Source organism: Paenibacillus sp. FSL L8-0638 (assembly GCF_038593075.1).
GTDB lineage: Bacteria > Bacillota > Bacilli > Paenibacillales > Paenibacillaceae > Paenibacillus > Paenibacillus polymyxa_D.
In genome coordinates this window covers 4487878-4506421 of record NZ_CP151960.1, presented here as the reverse complement: position 1 = coordinate 4506421, position 18544 = coordinate 4487878, and the positions used below count along the sequence as shown (strand labels likewise).

Genomic DNA, 18544 nt, shown 5'->3' with positions numbered 1-18544 from the left:
TAAATTGCTTCCACACTTCCTAAGTGATTTTCCATTGGTTCTAAGGTAGGAGCTGTAGTAGTATTCATTTGTAATACTAGACACTTAAATAAGTAATAATCTTATTTAAGTGTTTTTGGTTTGTCTTTTTTAATTCCTATAATACGGCTTCACAAAATTTAGGGTCACTACATAAATATTATAAATACAAAACAAATCCGGTGCGTTAGCGCCGGTTTTTTTTGATTTTTAGGTACTTATTCCCGAACGGGACAACATAAGTTGAAGCCCGTCCTCATAAGATGTATCAAACATACCTCGCTGAGGGGGCTGAACAGGATGAATAAAAATTCCGGAATCAAGCAGCGCAGAGAAGAACGTATACAGCAGCTAATCGCGGGAAGCAAAGCGGAGACGTATCCCTCTGGCATATATCAGTACAGGCACGGGGATAAAGATATGAGGTCGATGTCTATAGTCAGTGCCAACTCGCCCAGAGACCCAGAAACGGAGTGGAAAAATGAGCGGCAACACTGGCAGCAATCTTTTGGGGCGAATCGTGGTCCGTCTTTTTGGACTTCCTTTTGGCGAAGATCAGTCATAGCAACGGTGTTATTTGGAATGGTATGGGGAATGTTTCGTTGGGATATTCCCTATGCAGTGAATTTGAGAATGTTTATTGCGGATGCCTTGAATAAGGATATGGATTTTGCAGCCGTCGGACAATGGTATGAAACTTATTTTGACGGAGCTCCTTCCTTTTTGCCGATTTTTGGCGAGGAGCATGAGACGCACAAGGTAGCCGCAAATCGAAAGGGCTCTCCACCGATCGAAGGCACTATAACACAGCCTTTTGTACTGAGCCTGAAAGGGGTAGAAATTACGCCGAATGTCACTGACAACGGGGCAATCGCTGTTAAAAGTATAGATGCAGGACGAGTATTAGACATATTAAATCATCCCAAAAGCGGGATTTCGGTTACAGTTCGACACACTGGCGGTATCACAGCAACTTACGGAAGGCTTTCCCGCTCTACCTTAAAAGTGAACGACTGGGTTCAGGAGGGAGATGAGGTCGGTGTACTGCCAGCAAGTCACAGCGGCAGCGAGGCGGCAACTTTATTTTTGGCAGTTCAGAGAGGGGATCACTACATTGACCCGTCGGAAGTGGTAGCCCTTGATTAATGTCCGAGGGGTGACCTTATCACTACATCCACTGTTTGTATTGGTTATGCTGACCTCTATAATAACGGGACATTTTATCGAGATCATCACTTTATTTACATTGGTGTTTATTCATGAGCTAGGTCATGCGACAGCTGCTTCGTTGTTAGGCGCGCGGGTGCTTTCCATACAGATGTTACCCTTTGGAGGAGTTGCGGTCATTGAGGATCAGGGGAAGCTCAATGCGTGGAAGGAGATTGTCATTGCGCTAGCGGGGCCCCTGCAAAACGGAATCATGATCATCATCCTTTTATGGTTCAAAAATGTGAGTGGACCGGAGTATGATTATGTAAATTATATAATTCAGGGGAATGCAGTTATTGCACTGTTTAATTTGCTGCCCATTTTACCACTTGATGGTGGGAAAATATTGCAGGCAATGATTAGCTTATCCTTTTCTTATCACCGCACATTAGTGTGGACCTTTAGGGCCAGTATCGTAACGAGTCTGCTATTTTGTATGTATGGTATTTCACCGTTGTTAAGGCAAAATGGGCCTATGCATTTAAATCTGCTGGCGGTAGGGATTTTTTTGCTTTATTCTAATATTGTGGATTATCGGAATATTCCTTACCGTTTTATACGGTTTTTGCTGGGGAGGGACGAGCTTTTTTACCGCGAAATAGCTAAGGGAAGTATTGCCTTACCTATTGTATCCCTGCCAATGAAACATTTGGAGCCTATTTTGCGTCTTTTCAGAAGAGATCGGTATCATATGGTTTATGTTATGAATGAACAGGGACGAATTGTAGCCGTACTGCCGGAGCAACGTCTTATTCGCTCTTATTTTGCGACACGCCCGCCAGATGGTGGAGAACCCAAGCCCAAATAATGTTTTATGAGTTAAGGAAGAGGCTGTATCCAGAGAGGTTGAAAAACCATGAAGCAAATGATTGTACAATGCCAGCAGCAGATGACCCAAATGGCGCTGTTGGAAGAGGGACGATTGGTTGAATATGCGGCTGAACTACCGCGAAAACGGGGGATTCTAGGTTCTTTTTTCAAAGCGAGGGTGGTCAATGTGCTACCAGGTATGCAAGCCGCCTTTGTTGACATTGGACAGCGAAAGAATGCCTTTTTGTACGTAGATGACGTACTTCATGCTCATTTGGACAAGCAGCCGGAGGTAAAGCCATCCATTTCTGAAGTGTTAAAGGTGGGGCAGGAAATTGTAGTACAGGTATTAAAAGAGGCAGTTGGTAGCAAAGGAGCCAGGGTCACCACTCATTTTTCACTTCCGGGTCGCTGGATCGTATATATGCCCCGTGCTGATTATGTAGCCGTATCCAAGAAGATCGAACGTGAGGGCGAACGTACCCGTTTGAAAGCAATGGGAGAGCAGCTACGCACAAGTGAGGAAGGACTCATAATCCGTACCGTTTCGGAGGACATGAGTATAGAGGCGATTGAAAATGATCTGAATCAACTGCGTAAGCAGTGGACGGCTATTCAGCGTAAAGCTAGTGAATATTCTGCTCCGTGCGAATTACACCGGGATTTAAGTATTGTTCAGCGATTGATTCGGGATGTGTTTACACCTGAACAGGATGAACTGGTTATTGACAGTGAAGAGCAAGCAAAGGATGCAGAAATCATGCTGCAACAGATTGGTCCTGCGAAAGCTCATGTAAGTATATTTCGTGGTGCAGAAGAAACGATTTTTAAAGCTTATGGCATTCATGAGCAGCTGGAACGCGATTTTGCGCGAAAGGTATGGCTGCAGGGCGGTGGATACATCGTCATTGATCATACAGAGGCATTAACCGTCATTGATGTGAATACGGGAAAGTTTACGGGAGGCAGTAATCTGGAAGAGACGGTGACCCGGACTAACATTGAAGCAGCTGAAGAGATTGCTCGCCTGGTACGTGTTCGTGATATTGGTGGTATCATCATCATTGATTTTATTGACATGGAACAAGAGGAGAACCGTCGGGAAGTATCCTCTGTGCTGGAAGCAAGATTGAAGAAGGATCGGACCAAATCTTATGTTGTCGGTTGGACGCGGTTAGGTTTGCTGGAAATGACCCGCAAAAAAGTGCGTGAGGAAAAGACGCTCGTGTAGAGCGATGCGTAATCCAAAATCATTTTAAAACTAAAGGTTGAATGTGTATAAAGCTTGTGCTACAATCATTTAGTATGTGTGATGCGTAAGATTGGCTGCACATGCTGTAACCGCTCCAATCAGGTACTGAAGTGCAGTATCTTAAGGGAATCTGCCACCTGCTATTAGGCGAGTCTGAGACATAAGGAGGTGCAAGCAAATGTACGCAATTATCGAAACAGGTGGTAAGCAATACAAAGTTCAAGAGGGCGACGTATTGTTCATCGAGAAGTTGGAAGCTAATGATGGTGAAACTGTAACGTTCGATCGTGTTCTGGCAGTGTCCGGCGACAATGGCTTGACAGCAGGTACACCGCTTCTTTCTGGAGCTTCTGTAACAGCTAAAGTTGAGAAGCATGGTCAAGGTCAAAAGGTCATCGTATACAAATACAAACCTAAAAAGAACTACCATGTGAAGCAAGGTCATCGTCAACCGTACACGAAAGTGACGATTGAAAAAATCCAAGCGTAAGAGGGTGCGATAAGTGATTATCGTGCGTATTACACGACTGGAGGATGGCAGCATACAGGGGTTTTCCGTTAAAGGACATGCAAATTTCGCTAAATCTGGCGAGGATATCGTATGTGCTGGCGTTTCGGCGGTAACAGTAGGAACTGTCAATTCGATTGGAGCTCTTACGGACGTTGAGATGGAAACGGAAATGGAAAACGGCTTTTTAAGCGCGTATCTTTCTCCTGAAAGTTATCATGATGCGAACGCACAGGTTCAACTGTTGTTGGAGTCCATGGTGATTATGCTGACAAGTATTGCTGAATCATACGGTAAGTATATTCAAATAGAAAATAATCAAAGAAGGAGGTAGACATCATGTTGAAATTGACATTGGATCTTCAATTATTCGCATCGAAAAAAGGTGTAGGTTCCACAAAAAACGGACGTGACAGTAAATCGAAACGTCTTGGAGTGAAACGTGCTGACGGTCAAGCAGTTACCGGCGGTAGCATCCTGGTTCGTCAACGTGGAACGAAAATTCACCCGGGCACGAACGTGGGCATCGGTAAGGACGACACTCTGTTCGCGAAAGTGGACGGCGTTGTGAAGTTCGAACGTTGGGGCCGTGATCGCAAAAAGGTGAGCATCTACCCAATCGACGTTGCTCCAGTAGCAGCTACTGTAGAAGCTTAATAGCGGCTTAGACACGCTGAAAAGCCTCCGGCACTTTTGTCGGAGGCTTTTTTGCATGATGGTAATGAACTGGAAAGTTAGTCTGTGCTATACTGGATTAAGGTTCTTTAATAATCCATTTAATTATCGCAGAACGGAGAGAAGCCATGTTCCAGCGGATAAGAGCGCCTTATCTGGCGTTGGGTTCCATTCTGATTCCTTTGGTTTTTTCACTGCTCTATCCCGAAGTATTAACGATTATCTTATTAGCAGTATGGTCTATAGTTGCTGCATGCTTTGGTATGTGGTATGCGAATAGACAGGTTGAGTATGAGCGGAAAGCTGCTTTGCGTTCTTTTGAGCGTACAGCGATTGCAATGCTTAACCATCATCGGCATGACTGGATGAATGACTTGCAGGTGCTTTATGGATATATTCGCATGAATAAGCATGATAAATCTGTTGCTTATGTGGAAACAATAAAAGGGCGCGTGGCGGAAGACAGTAAAATATCTAAGTTGGGTATTCCCTCACTGGTGTTTTATTTACAGTCTTTTCGCGTGAACGCCGGTAATTTACAGTTGTCGGTACAGGTTGAGGAGCAGTTAAAGTTAGACGCTGTCATGTCTCCCGAAGACGGCGAGTCGCTTGCCTCGGCCGTCATAGAAACGGTGCGTGCGTATCAATATGGCGGGGGCCGGTCGTCCTGGGGAGAAGTGCGCAGATTGACACTTTATTTCGGTATGGATCAGAATGATGTTATCGTCCGTTTTGAAGGAAGTGACATACCTGCGGATTTGAATATCCTTAAGCGGGTCAGATCCGTACCCGGAAGTGAACGCATTCGAACAGAGAAGCTCCCTACGGGCGAAATGTTTCAAATTCGGATGCAGTGCCAGACATAAGGAAGGTGTAACCATGTTTGTAGATAAAGCGAAGATTTTTGTTAAAGGCGGAGACGGCGGAGACGGATTAATTGCGTTTCGTCGTGAGAAATACGTTCCTGAAGGTGGCCCAGGTGGTGGTGACGGAGGGAACGGTGGAGATGTAATTTTCCGTGTAGATGAGGGTTTGCGTACCTTGATGGATTTTCGGTACCAACGGCATTTTAAAGCCCAGCGTGGAGTGAAAGGTCGTAACAAAAGTCAACACGGAGCCAATGCGGAGCACATGATCGTACGTATACCACCGGGAACGGTCATCATAGATGATGATACTGGTGAAGTAGTAGCAGATATGACACGTCATGGTCAACAAGTCGTCGTAGCTAAAGGAGGACGCGGAGGACGCGGGAACATCCGTTTTGCTACGCCGAGTAATCCAGCGCCTGAGTTGGCTGAGAACGGCGCAGAGGGACAAGAACGTTATATCACGCTTGAGTTAAAAGTGATGGCCGACGTAGGTTTGGTCGGATTCCCTAGTGTAGGAAAGTCTACCTTGTTGTCGGTTGTATCTTCCGCGAAACCGAAAATTGGGGCATACCACTTTACAACGATTACTCCAAATTTGGGCGTTGTAGATGTGGGTGATCATCGTAACTTTGTGATGGCGGATTTGCCTGGTTTAATTGAAGGAGCTCATGAAGGTATTGGGCTGGGACATGAATTTCTACGGCACATTGAGCGGACGCGTATTATTATCCATGTTGTGGATATGGCGGGCTCCGAAGGACGTGACCCGTTTGAAGATTGGACTAAAATTAATGACGAATTGAAGCAATATAATGCAGCATTGGCTGAGCGTCCGCAAATTGTGGCGGCCAATAAAATGGATATGCCGGAAGCGGAAGAAAACCTGGCTCACTTCAAAGAGCAGATTGCTTCTATACGTCCTGATCTTGAAATCATGCCTATTTCCTCACTGACACGTCAAGGTGTGAAGGAACTGCTCTACCGGGCTGCTGATTTGCTGGATCAAATACCGGACGAGCCGGTTGTTGAGGAAGTAGCAGAAGTCAATGAACGTAAGGTATTTAAGCTGGATACAGCAGAAGACGAGGGCTTTACAATTGTGCGTGAAAACGACACATTTGTGGTGCAGAGCCCTAAAATTGAGCGCATGATGAAGCGCATGCAATTGAACTCGCATGATGCCATTTTGAAATTAGCAAGAACGTTACGCCACATGGGTGTGGATGCTGAGTTACGCAAGCGTGGTGCCAAAGATGGTACATCTGTACGCATTGCTGATTTCGAGTTCGAATTTGTTGAAGGCAGCAGCTACTACTAAATTTCAAATTAAGGTCTAAAACCTGAACGGTTACTGTACTATAGGAAACTCTATAGAAGGCAGTAGCCGTTTTTTGCATTGTTTGCTTGCCGATTTTCATGAGTTTCGATATAATGTCCTCTATACAAAAACATAAGTCTTTGAGGAGAGGACGTTCTTGAAAGAGCGCTATTACTTGGTACGGGAAGATATTTTGCCTGAAGCTATTGTTAAGACCATACAGGTGAAACTGCTGCTGGCTTCAGGAGATGTTAAAACCGTGCATGATGCCGTGGAGCAAGTTGGGCTAAGCCGAAGCGCCTTTTATAAATATAAGGATGGCATACATTTGGTTAACCAGCTGGAGCGTGAGCGAATTGTTAATATCTCTATTGATTTGGAGCATCAATCCGGAATGTTGTCCAGGGTGCTTGGCAGAGTAGCAGATTTCGGAGGCAATGTGCTGACGATCCAGCAAAGTATTCCACTGCAAGGCAGAGCCAACGTAGTCATCTCGGTAGAAATGTCCAGACTCAGTGAAGAGTTGGGTGTTCTACTGGAGGGATTGGAAGATATTTCTGGAGTCAAACGTGTTCGCCTGATTGGGCAAGGTTAAGGCAATACAGTTCATTAGATAAAAGTTTTCAGGAGGGGAATGGATGAAACCGGTTAAAGTAGGATTGTTAGGTTTGGGGACGGTAGGAACGGGAGTCGTTCGAATCGTAGAAGGCAATCAGGAAGACTTGAGCAGACAAGTCGGTTCACCGATCATCATTGAAAAAATAGCTGTAAAAAACATAGAAAAATATCGTTCCATTGAAGTGGAGACGAGCAAGCTTACTGAGGACCCATGGGAAGTTATTCGGGACCCTGAAATTGATGTAATTATCGAAGTCATGGGCGGCGTTAATCAGACGAAGGAGTACATTCTTGAAGCGCTGGAGCGGGGTAAACACATCGTAACAGCTAACAAGGACTTAATGGCTTTGCACGGTTCTGAAGTATTAGCAAAGGCGCAGGAAAAGCAGTGTGATATTTTTTATGAAGCTAGTGTGGCAGGCGGTATCCCGATCATTCGTACACTAATTGAAGGTTTCTCCTCCGACCGTATTACCCGCATTATGGGGATTGTGAACGGTACGACAAACTTTATTTTAACAAAAATGAGTCAGGAAGGGGCCTCGTACGAGGAAGTTCTTAAGGAAGCGCAGGAGCTTGGGTATGCTGAATCCGATCCGACCTCAGACGTGGAAGGACTGGATGCAGCCCGTAAAATGGCAATTCTCGGCACGCTGGGTTTCCGCTCTAATGTAGAGCTCAAGGATGTAAGTGTCAGCGGCATTTCAAAGGTAACCAGTGAAGATATTGCTTTTGCTAAAAAACTAGGATATGAAATGAAATTGCTCGGCATTGCAGAGCGTCAGGGTGATGAATTTACGATTAACGTTCAGCCGACCATGGTACGCAAGCAGCATCCATTGGCTTCGGTGAACGGGGTATTCAACGCGGTGTATGTGCATGGTGAAGCAGTGGGTGAAACCATGTTTTATGGTGCGGGTGCAGGTGAAATGCCAACGGCAACATCGGTTGTAGCTGATTTAGTAGCTGTAGTGAAAAATCTCAAACTTGGTGTCAATGGGCTTAAAGCCATCGTTCCTTACAACCCTAAAAAAATTAGTAACGACGAAGATGTGTATTTCAAAAATTTCGTGCTTCTGCATGTGGATGATAAAGCAGGGGTGTTGGCACGGATTACGCAAGTATTTGCTGAATTTGATGTCAGTCTGGCATCTGTTGTGCAGCAACCGAATGAGGTTAATCCCGATGCTGAAATTATTATCGTGACTCATTTAGCCAGTAAAGCAAGTATGAAAAAGGTTTTAGAGCATTTTGAAACTTTGGACGTCATCCGTCGCATCAAGAGCGTATATCGAGTAGAGGGATAGTCAATAAAAGCAGGAGGAATTGTCTGTATGACCGTTTTAAAAACAGCAAGAGTGCGTGTGCCTGCGAGTACGGCCAACTTGGGTCCGGGCTTTGATACATTGGGCATGGCATTGTCCTTATATGCATGGATTGAAATGAAGGAGGCCGAACAGACGGCTTTTCATTTATACGGAGATGAAATGAATGGTGTTCCCCAAGATAAAACCAATCTGATTTACAAGGTAGCACAAATGGTTTTTCGGGAAGCAGATGCATCTGTCCCTGAGCTCGATATTTCGATGTACTCGGATATTCCACTTACCCGTGGTTTGGGCAGCAGTGCTTCTGCCATTGTGGGCGCCTTGGTCGCTGCTAATACGTTGATTGGCTCGCCTCTGCCGGATTCCAAATTGTTCGATATGGCAAGCGCCATTGAAAAACATCCGGATAATGTTGGAGCTTCTCTGTTTGGCGGTATTATTACAGCGATGTGGGACGGTGAGCGTGCTAGGCATTTACGACTTGAACCGGATACTAATCTGGAGGTTATGGTAGTTATTCCAGATTTTCAGCTGTCCACGTCGAAAGCCAGAGAGGTTCTACCCGCACAAGTATCATTGAAGGATGCTGTATATAATATAAGTCATGCTTCCATGCTGGTAGCAGCATTGGCATCAGGGCGAACCGACTTAATCGCCGAAGCGATGCGTGATCAGCTTCATCAGCCTTACCGCGCGGCACTTGTGCCAGGTATGACAGAGATCTTGCAGGATGCGCACCATTATGGTGCTTTGGGTGTGGCTCTAAGTGGGGCTGGACCAACGTTGCTGGCATTGACAGATCGGCGGGAAAATCGGAAAGCAGAGCTGGAGCAGTATTTAACGGATACCATGAACAAAGAGGGGATCACTGCTTCTGTTTTAAAATTGCGCCCTGAGAATGAAGGAGTTAAAGTATATACAGAAGGGAATACTCTCCCTTTTATGGATATGATTAAAGGGGAACTTACGATATGAAACGAATTGCACTTCTTCCTGAGGGGACTGTTTCTCATGAAGCGATTAAGTATTTGTTAGGAGATACGTCCCATGAATTCCTTTTTTACAAACATATCGCGGACGTATTTCAGGCAGTAGACAAGGGTCAGGCAGACTATAGTGTAATTCCCATTGAAAATACGATTGATGGCTCTGTAAGTTTGCATATGGATTGGCTTGTACATGAAGTAGACATTCAAATGCAGGCGGAATGGGTATATCCTTCAATTCAAAATCTTATTGGTCATCGCAGTGAATTTACGAATGATTTGGACAAGCTAGATTTGAGCAAAGTGGTCAAAATTATGTCTCATCCTGTGGCGCTTCCCCAGTGTAAAGAATTCATACAGGCTTCCGCTCCTCAGGCCGAGTTGGAGAGTGCAGGAAGTACGGCAGAAGCCGTCGAAATTGTTAAACATAACCCCGGTAAAGGCTGGACCGCTCTCGGAACCAAGCTTGCGGCTGCCAAACACGGATTGGATATTTTGGCCAGCAAAGTGACGGATCACGATAACAACTTTACCCGCTTTGTCTTGATCGGTCATCAACCTATAAGTCTCCCGGGTACGCCTGAAGGTCAGCGAACCAGTATTTTGGTCACGCCGCCGCAGGATTTCCCGGGAGCGCTGCATCAGGTTTTATCCGCATTTGCATGGCGCAGGTTAAATCTGTCCCGTATTGAATCGCGTCCGACCAAAAAGCAATTGGGGAATTATTATTTTTACATTGAAGTTTTGGAATCTCTGCATTCCGTGCTGCTTCCGGCAGCCTTTGCAGAGATCGAGGCTTTGGGGTGCCATGTACGTGTTCTTGGCTCTTATCCAAGCTACAAGTATGTTGAAGCAGCGATCGAACCTATTTTAAAGGAACATTAATCGGAGGTGTGGTTTTAATGGCAGAACAATGGATCTATCTGGATGGGCAGCATGTGACTAAGGAAAACGCAAAGGTTTCCGTATATGATCATGGATTCTTGTACGGAGACGGTATATTTGAGGGCATTCGTATCTATAACGGGAATATTTTTAAATGTAAGGAGCACTTGGAGCGTCTGTATGATTCTGCGAAATCCATTCAGTTAAACATTCCGTTGTCTCCTGATGAAATGTTGGAAGCAATGGCTGAAACGATTCGTCTTAACGAAATGCGTAACGGATATATCCGTCTGATTGTATCCCGAGGTGCAGGAAATCTAGGTTTAGATCCTCTTCGTTGTGCGAAGGCGAGTGTCATCATTATCGTGGAGCAGCTCGCCATTTACCCGGAAGAAGCTTACTTGACTGGCCTGAAGACAATTTCTGTCTCTCAGCGTCGCAACATCCCGGATGCTTTGAATCCGAAGATTAAATCATTGAACTATCTCAACAATATCCTCGTGAAGATCCAGTCTAACTATGCTGGTGTAGGTGAGGCTATTATGCTCAATTCCCAAGGGTATGTGACGGAAGGCTCTGCAGACAACATTTTCATTGTCAAAAACGGAGTGTTGTATACACCTCCTTGCTATTTGGGGGCGCTTGAAGGGATCACTCGTAATGCTATTATCGATTTGTGTGCTAAGCTTGGGTACTCCCTTAAGGAACAACCTTTTACACTGCATGATGTATACGTTGCGGACGAGGTGTTTTTTACAGGAACTGCGGCAGAAGTTATTGCAGCTTATGAAGTGGATGGTCGTACGATCGGCTCTGGCGTTGCTGGCCCAGTAACTTTGGAGCTCCTGGCTGAGTTCCGGAAGATCGTGGATCAGGATGGCTACAAAGTGTGGCAGGACTAAAATAAAACCGAATCCTTTTAATTGAACTGCTCGCGAGAGTATTCAGTTAAAAGGATTTTTTTGTTTGTATGGGGTCATTCGCCCGGGAGGTGCATAGGATGTAATAACAGAAGCCGGGCGTTTATCCCGCCCGAACGAAAGTCTAGGAGGTTTGTGACCTGTGAAAATACACATCGTCAAAAAAGGTGACACTCTGTACTTGCTGGCACAGAAGTATAATGTGACGCTGGAGAAAGTTATTGCCGCCAATCCCCAATTGGCAGACCCTAATCAGTTGAGTATCGGCGAGAAAATTAAAATTCCAACAGAGCCTGTCACGATGGAAACACAGCCGTCAACGGTATATCAACACAAGGTTAAGCAAGGAGATTCATTGTGGAAGTTGTCCAAGGCGTGGAATGTACCGCTCAAGCTAATTATTGATGCCAATTCCCAGCTTAAAAACCCGAACGCACTACTGGTTGGAGAAACAGTTAATATTCCACACTACAAAGAAGAGAATTCTGATTTTACTGAGAATAAAAAAAATACCGCAGTCAAAGAAGAGATGACACAACCTAAATCTGAATCCCCCACTAAGCAAGAACTTACCCAGCCCAAGGCAGAGTTGACACAGCCTGAGCCGGAGAATATGCCTAGCCCTAAAGAGGAGATGACACAGCCGAAAGAAACAGTGAATCCTCCTAAGCTTCCTGAATTAAAACTGCCTGAAGTTCCTATGGCACCCGTAAATCCCGCTCCACCTCAAATGCAGCCCATAGTTACACCACCTGCTCCACCTCAAATGCAACCTATGGTTACCCAACCGATTGCATCTAAGCCACAGCTTCCTACAACTGTTGTGAAGCAACCTGTAGCTGAAAAGTTTTGCGGCTGCACAAAATCGGAGCCGATGGTAAATTCCGAGTGGTCGATACAACAGCCGACATTTGATTATAGCCCACAAATAAATGCAATGCCGAACTCGTGGTATCCGGGGATTGGGTCTCCTCAAGCGCCTATAAATACCTCCTTAGCAGAATATGCCTCTCCTACTGTAGTTTCTGATCAGGACTATCATCATGACTGTGAGCATCCATGGTGCTGGGGGCCTGTGCAGACACCAATTATAAATGCCCATCCAACACCTTATCCTGCCTATTCAGATTGCTGCGCCCCCGGATATTATCCGAGCCATGAAGCGTCTGAAAATGCATCCTATCCTGTCTATCCTCCATTTATCCACCAAGGGCATCCGCCGCAGTATTCAGAGAGTACAGTCCAGAGCAGCCAATGGAGCCAGGCATGGGGAGGACCTCCATATGGTTTGCCTGCGGCTGGACACGTATCGGACTATAGCCAACTACAAGGACAACAATCTGCGAATTCCCCTTATCATCCGTTTGCGCATGGGAATGCACCTATGTATCCATTAGAGGGATATACAACACCCTATATGTTTATGCCAGACTGTGGATGCCGGGAAGAGAACGTCCAGTCGGCACCAGCAATTCCAGGAACGCAGGAGGTAGGTAACAATCTGACTATAGCATCCCAAAATGAAATTGATTCTTCTTCTAAAACAAAGGATCGTAGCGTGAGTAAAGGTAAATCAAAAGACAGCTCTGGCATCACATCTAAAGAAGAGACGTCCAAAGTCAAGGTTTCCAGTAAAAATGCTACTAATAAGAAGCAAAAATCCCGTAATTCAACTGGAGGAGAAACTCGTTCCTCATCCTATAGTGCTCGTTCGCGTAAAAATCCATGGATTAGGGACTGACGTGGCTAAAAGTAAAAAGTAAAAGAAGAGAGACTCCTAGTAGTGCCCCGGCTTTATTAGTCATTAAGAGAAAGAAATGAATGTTAAAGAGACTGTTATTCTGCTTGAGGGAATAATGGTCTCTTTATTTAAATGCAGTGATTTTAAAGATGAGAAAATAATTTCTAAAAAAAGGTGTTGCTACTAAGCTTATATATGTGGTATATTCTTATAGCTGTCTTTTACAAGATAGTTAGCAACACGAAAACAAAGCAGAGTTGATTATAAAATTCTCTTAAAAAAAGTGTTGCAAAGACGCGGAAAACATGATATATTATTTAAGTCGCCGCTGAGATGCGGTGGTGAAACAAAGTGAGATATGATGCAGGTTTGATCTTTGAAAACTGAACAACGAGTGAGTAAAACGATTTTGTTCGCAAAATCAAACAAGAGATATTTTTTTATCTCGTCAGTTTCAACATGAGCTTATCGCTCTTTCTGTAAACCAGCTTCGGCTGGTCTTTAATGGAGAGTTTGATCCTGGCTCAGGACGAACGCTGGCGGCGTGCCTAATACATGCAAGTCGAGCGGGATTGTTTAGAAGCTTGCTTCTAAACAATCTAGCGGCGGACGGGTGAGTAACACGTAGGCAACCTGCCCACAAGACAGGGATAACTACCGGAAACGGTAGCTAATACCCGATACATCCTTTTCCTGCATGGGCGAAGGAGGAAAGACGGAGCAATCTGTCACTTGTGGATGGGCCTGCGGCGCATTAGCTAGTTGGTGGGGTAAAGGCCTACCAAGGCGACGATGCGTAGCCGACCTGAGAGGGTGATCGGCCACACTGGGACTGAGACACGGCCCAGACTCCTACGGGAGGCAGCAGTAGGGAATCTTCCGCAATGGGCGAAAGCCTGACGGAGCAACGCCGCGTGAGTGATGAAGGTTTTCGGATCGTAAAGCTCTGTTGCCAGGGAAGAACGTCTTGTAGAGTAACTGCTACAAGAGTGACGGTACCTGAGAAGAAAGCCCCGGCTAACTACGTGCCAGCAGCCGCGGTAATACGTAGGGGGCAAGCGTTGTCCGGAATTATTGGGCGTAAAGCGCGCGCAGGCGGCTCTTTAAGTCTGGTGTTTAATCCCGAGGCTCAACTTCGGGTCGCACTGGAAACTGGGGAGCTTGAGTGCAGAAGAGGAGAGTGGAATTCCACGTGTAGCGGTGAAATGCGTAGAGATGTGGAGGAACACCAGTGGCGAAGGCGACTCTCTGGGCTGTAACTGACGCTGAGGCGCGAAAGCGTGGGGAGCAAACAGGATTAGATACCCTGGTAGTCCACGCCGTAAACGATGAATGCTAGGTGTTAGGGGTTTCGATACCCTTGGTGCCGAAGTTAACACATTAAGCATTCCGCCTGGGGAGTACGGTCGCAAGACTGAAACTCAAAGGAATTGACGGGGACCCGCACAAGCAGTGGAGTATGTGGTTTAATTCGAAGCAACGCGAAGAACCTTACCAGGTCTTGACATCCCTCTGACCGGTCTAGAGATAGACCTTTCCTTCGGGACAGAGGAGACAGGTGGTGCATGGTTGTCGTCAGCTCGTGTCGTGAGATGTTGGGTTAAGTCCCGCAACGAGCGCAACCCTTATGCTTAGTTGCCAGCAGGTCAAGCTGGGCACTCTAAGCAGACTGCCGGTGACAAACCGGAGGAAGGTGGGGATGACGTCAAATCATCATGCCCCTTATGACCTGGGCTACACACGTACTACAATGGCCGGTACAACGGGAAGCGAAACCGCGAGGTGGAGCCAATCCTAGAAAAGCCGGTCTCAGTTCGGATTGTAGGCTGCAACTCGCCTACATGAAGTCGGAATTGCTAGTAATCGCGGATCAGCATGCCGCGGTGAATACGTTCCCGGGTCTTGTACACACCGCCCGTCACACCACGAGAGTTTACAACACCCGAAGTCGGTGGGGTAACCCGCAAGGGAGCCAGCCGCCGAAGGTGGGGTAGATGATTGGGGTGAAGTCGTAACAAGGTAGCCGTATCGGAAGGTGCGGCTGGATCACCTCCTTTCTATGGAGAATCGTTTCCTGCGATGGAAACATTCAAATTAGCAGGTACATGTACCTGCGACCGGATATTCAATTCGGTTCATCACGTTCGTGTGAATGAAATGAATATCCTAAACTTACTCACTCGTTGCTCAGTTTTGAGAGCTCAAACTCTCAAGCTTCGACGAATACTTCATTCACACATCCGTGTAGAACCGAAATATTCATCGGGTTTCGCTTCGAAGAAGCGAATTGCACCTTGAAAACTGGATACCGAAACGAAATTGCGTTTTAGAATATTCCTTTAAGCTGATCTTGTGTAAACAAGTGAAATAAAGGTAGCAGGTAAGGAAAGATCTTTTGCCTTTGGCAAAAATCATTCTTTATCGAACATCGACATTTTCTTTTATCAAAGAAAAGTCTAGGTTAAGCTACAAAGAGCACACGGAGGATGCCTAGGCGCCAGGAGCCGACGAAGGACGTGGCGAACAACGATAAAGCCTCGGGGAGCTGTAAGCAAGCTTTGATCCGGGGATGTCCGAATGGGGAAACCCGGCTGTCTTCATCGACAGTCACTTTCTGCTGAATACATAGGCAGAATAGAGGCAGACCAGGGGAACTGAAACATCTAAGTACCCTGAGGAAGAGAAAACAATAGTGATTCCGTCAGTAGCGGCGAGCGAACGCGGATTAGCCCAAACCAAGGAGCTTGCTCCTTGGGGTTGTGGGACGTCTCACATGGAGTTACAAAGGAACCGGTTAGATGAAGAGGTCTGGAAAGGCCCGCCAGAGAAGGTAAAAGCCCTGTAGTTCAAAACTGGTTCTCTCCGAGACGGATCCCGAGTAGTGCGGGGCACGTGAAACCCCGTATGAATCCGGCAGGACCATCTGCCAAGGCTAAATACTCCCTGGCGACCGATAGTGAAGCAGTACCGTGAGGGAAAGGTGAAAAGCACCCCGGAAGGGGAGTGAAATAGATCCTGAAACCGTGTGCTTACAAGAAGTCAGAGCCCTATTTATGGGTGATGGCGTGCCTTTTGTAGAATGAACCGGCGAGTTACGTTCCCGTGCAAGGTTAAGGTGAAGAGCTGAAGCCGCAGCGAAAGCGAGTCTGAATAGGGCGACTTGAGTACGTGGACGTAGACCCGAAACCGGGTGATCTACCCCTGTCCAGGGTGAAGGTGCGGTAACACGCACTGGAGGCCCGAACCCACGCATGTTGAAAAATGCGGGGATGAGGTGGGGGTAGCGGAGAAATTCCAATCGAACCCGGAGATAGCTGGTTCTCCCCGAAATAGCTTTAGGGCTAGCCTCGGAAAGAAGAATCGTGGAGGTAGAGCACTGATTGGGTGCGGGGCCCGCAAGGGTTACCAAGCTCAGTCAAACTCCGAATGCCATAGATTTAGTTCCGGGAGTCAGACAGTGAGTGCTAAGATCCATTGTCGAAAGGGAAACAGCCCAGACCATCAGCTAAGGTCCCCAAGTGTGTGTTAAGTGGGAAAGGATGTGGAGTTGCACAGACAACCAGGATGTTGGCTTAGAAGCAGCCACCATTGAAAGAGTGCGTAATAGCTCACTGGTCGAGTGACTCTGCGCCGAAAATGTAACGGGGCTAAACACACCACCGAAGCTATGGCTTGATGCATTGCATCAGGGGTAGGGGAGCGTTGAATGCGGGTTGAAGGTGTACCGTAAGGAGCGCTGGACTGCATTCAAGTGAGAATGCCGGTATGAGTAACGAAAAGATCTGTGAGAATCAGATCCGCCGAAAGCCTAAGGGTTCCTGAGGAAGGTTCGTCCGCTCAGGGTAAGTCGGGACCTAAGGCGAGGCCGATAGGCGTAGTCGAAGGACAACAGGTCGAAATTCCTGTACCACCGTAATCCGCTATGAGCGATGGGGTGACGCAGTAGGGTAGTGACGCGGACGGATGGATGTCCGTCTAAGCAGTGAGGCTGATGTGTAGGCAAATCCGCACATTGTTAAGGCTGGGCTGTGATGGGGAGCGAAAATTATAGTAGCGAAGGTCATGATCTCAGACTGCCAAGAAAAGCCTCTAGCCAGGAGAAGGTGCCCGTACCGCAAACCGACACAGGTAGGCGAGAAGAGAATTCTAAGGCGCGCGGAAGAACTCTCGTTAAGGAACTCGGCAAAATGACCCCGTAACTTCGGGAGAAGGGGTGCCTCGGTAGGGTGAATAGCCCGAGGGGGCCGCAGTGAAAAGGCCCAAGCGACTGTTTAGCAAAAACACAGGTCTGTGCGAAGCCGCAAGGCGAAGTATACGGGCTGACGCCTGCCCGGTGCTGGAAGGTTAAGGGGAGTGGTAAGCCTTCGGGCGAAGCTATGAACCGAAGCCCCAGTAAACGGCGGCCGTAACTATAACGGTCCTAAGGTAGCGAAATTCCTTGTCAGGTAAATTCTGACCCGCACGAATGGCGTAACGACTTGGGCGCTGTCTCAACGAGAGATCCGGTGAAATTTTAATACCTGTGAAGATGCAGGTTACCCGCGACAAGACGGAAAGACCCCATGGAGCTTTACTGCAGCTTGATATTGAATTTGGGTACGATCTGTACAGGATAGGTGGGAGCCGTAGAACTTTGAGCGCCAGCTTGAAGGGAGGCATCCTTGGGATACCACCCTGATCGTATCTAGGTTCTAACTTGGTACCGTAATCCGGTGCGAGGACAGTGTCAGGTGGGCAGTTTGACTGGGGCGGTCGCCTCCTAAAGAGTAACGGAGGCGCCCCAAGGTTCCCTCAGAATGGTTGGAAATCATTCGAAGAGTGCAAAGGCAGAAGGGAGCTTGACTGCGAGACCTACAAGTCGAGCAGGGACGAAAGTCGGGCTTAGTGATCCGGTGGTACCGCATGGAAGGGCCATCGCTCAACGGATAAAAGCTACCCTGGGGATAACAGGCTTATCTCCCCCAAGAGTCCACATCGACGGGGAGGTTTGGCACCTCGATGTCGGCTCATCGCATCCTGGGGCTGAAGTAGGTCCCAAGGGTTGGGCTGTTCGCCCATTAAAGCGGTACGCGAGCTGGGTTCAGAACGTCGTGAGACAGTTCGGTCCCTATCTGTCGTGGGCGTAGGAAATTTGAGAGGAGCTGTCCTTAGTACGAGAGGACCGGGATGGACGTACCGCTGGTGTACCAGTTGTTCCGCCAGGAGCACCGCTGGGTAGCTATGTACGGAAGGGATAAGCGCTGAAAGCATCTAAGCGTGAAGCCCCCCTCAAGATGAGATTTCCCAATTAGTAAGACCCCTTGAAGACGACGAGGTAGATAGGTTGGGGGTGGAAGTGCAGTAATGCATGGAGCTGACCAATACTAATCGGTCGAGGGCTTATCCTAAGAATAAAACGCAAATG

At 47.0% G+C, this 18544-nt stretch carries 14 protein-coding genes, 2 rRNA genes and 1 other annotated feature; all 16 genes read left to right on the top strand.

Annotated features, from left to right (window positions below; translation table 11 throughout):
• Nucleotides 1-318 precede the first annotated feature (318 nt).
• Nucleotides 319-1164, top strand: a complete 846-nt coding sequence (locus MKY35_RS19950) for a M23 family metallopeptidase (RefSeq protein WP_342444638.1) — start codon at nt 319-321, stop codon at nt 1162-1164.
• Nucleotides 1157-2035: a M50 family metallopeptidase gene (locus MKY35_RS19945; protein WP_029518424.1), complete on the top strand. Its 879-nt coding sequence runs from the start codon at nt 1157-1159 to the stop codon at nt 2033-2035. Before MKY35_RS19950 ends, MKY35_RS19945 begins: the two co-directional genes overlap by 8 nt.
• A gap of 48 nt (nt 2036-2083) precedes the next feature.
• Nucleotides 2084-3268 carry an Rne/Rng family ribonuclease gene (locus MKY35_RS19940; protein WP_342444637.1) on the top strand — a complete coding sequence of 395 codons (1185 nt, stop codon included), beginning with the start codon at nt 2084-2086 and terminating at the stop codon, nt 3266-3268.
• 98 nt (nt 3269-3366) lie between these two features.
• Nucleotides 3367-3454 (top strand) — a sequence feature (ribosomal protein L21 leader region).
• A 13-nt stretch (nt 3455-3467) separates the two neighbouring features.
• Nucleotides 3468-3779 carry a 50S ribosomal protein L21 gene (gene rplU / locus MKY35_RS19935; protein ID WP_013311592.1) on the top strand — a complete coding sequence of 104 codons (312 nt, stop codon included), beginning with the start codon at nt 3468-3470 and terminating at the stop codon, nt 3777-3779.
• Nucleotides 3780-3792: 13 nt separating this feature from the next.
• Nucleotides 3793-4131: a ribosomal-processing cysteine protease Prp gene (locus MKY35_RS19930; protein WP_013311591.1), complete on the top strand. Its 339-nt coding sequence runs from the start codon at nt 3793-3795 to the stop codon at nt 4129-4131.
• A gap of 5 nt (nt 4132-4136) precedes the next feature.
• The gene (rpmA, locus tag MKY35_RS19925; RefSeq protein WP_039272574.1) at nt 4137-4454 is read left to right on the top strand and encodes a 50S ribosomal protein L27; all 318 of its coding nucleotides are present in this window, start codon (nt 4137-4139) and stop codon (nt 4452-4454) included.
• A gap of 146 nt (nt 4455-4600) precedes the next feature.
• Nucleotides 4601-5338: a Spo0B domain-containing protein gene (locus MKY35_RS19920; RefSeq protein ID WP_342444636.1), complete on the top strand. Its 738-nt coding sequence runs from the start codon at nt 4601-4603 to the stop codon at nt 5336-5338.
• A 13-nt stretch (nt 5339-5351) separates the two neighbouring features.
• A complete protein-coding gene (obgE, locus tag MKY35_RS19915; protein WP_039272573.1) occupies nt 5352-6662 on the top strand; it encodes a GTPase ObgE in 1311 nt (436 codons plus the stop codon).
• Between the two features lie 157 nt (nt 6663-6819).
• On the top strand, nt 6820-7257 hold the full coding sequence (locus MKY35_RS19910; RefSeq protein ID WP_013311587.1) for an ACT domain-containing protein: 438 nt from the start codon (nt 6820-6822) through the stop codon (nt 7255-7257).
• Nucleotides 7258-7300: 43 nt separating this feature from the next.
• The gene (locus tag MKY35_RS19905) at nt 7301-8587 is read left to right on the top strand and encodes a homoserine dehydrogenase (RefSeq protein ID WP_342444635.1); all 1287 of its coding nucleotides are present in this window, start codon (nt 7301-7303) and stop codon (nt 8585-8587) included.
• 27 nt (nt 8588-8614) lie between these two features.
• Nucleotides 8615-9583, top strand: coding sequence for a homoserine kinase (thrB, locus tag MKY35_RS19900; RefSeq protein ID WP_342444634.1), 969 nt, complete (start codon nt 8615-8617; stop codon nt 9581-9583).
• Nucleotides 9580-10479 (top strand): prephenate dehydratase, encoded by a 900-nt coding sequence (pheA, locus tag MKY35_RS19895; RefSeq protein WP_342444633.1) that lies wholly within the window; start codon nt 9580-9582, stop codon nt 10477-10479. The genes thrB and pheA overlap by 4 nt, the downstream gene beginning before the upstream one ends.
• A gap of 17 nt (nt 10480-10496) precedes the next feature.
• The gene (ilvE, locus tag MKY35_RS19890; RefSeq protein WP_029518432.1) at nt 10497-11381 is read left to right on the top strand and encodes a branched-chain-amino-acid transaminase; all 885 of its coding nucleotides are present in this window, start codon (nt 10497-10499) and stop codon (nt 11379-11381) included.
• A 160-nt stretch (nt 11382-11541) separates the two neighbouring features.
• On the top strand, nt 11542-13140 hold the full coding sequence (locus MKY35_RS19885) for a LysM peptidoglycan-binding domain-containing protein (protein WP_342444632.1): 1599 nt from the start codon (nt 11542-11544) through the stop codon (nt 13138-13140).
• A gap of 501 nt (nt 13141-13641) precedes the next feature.
• A 16S ribosomal RNA gene (locus MKY35_RS19880) occupies nt 13642-15197 on the top strand.
• A gap of 402 nt (nt 15198-15599) precedes the next feature.
• Nucleotides 15600-18527, top strand: a 23S ribosomal RNA gene (locus MKY35_RS19875).
• The 16S and 23S rRNA genes sit together here, the layout of an rRNA operon.
• Nucleotides 18528-18544 lie beyond the last annotated feature (17 nt).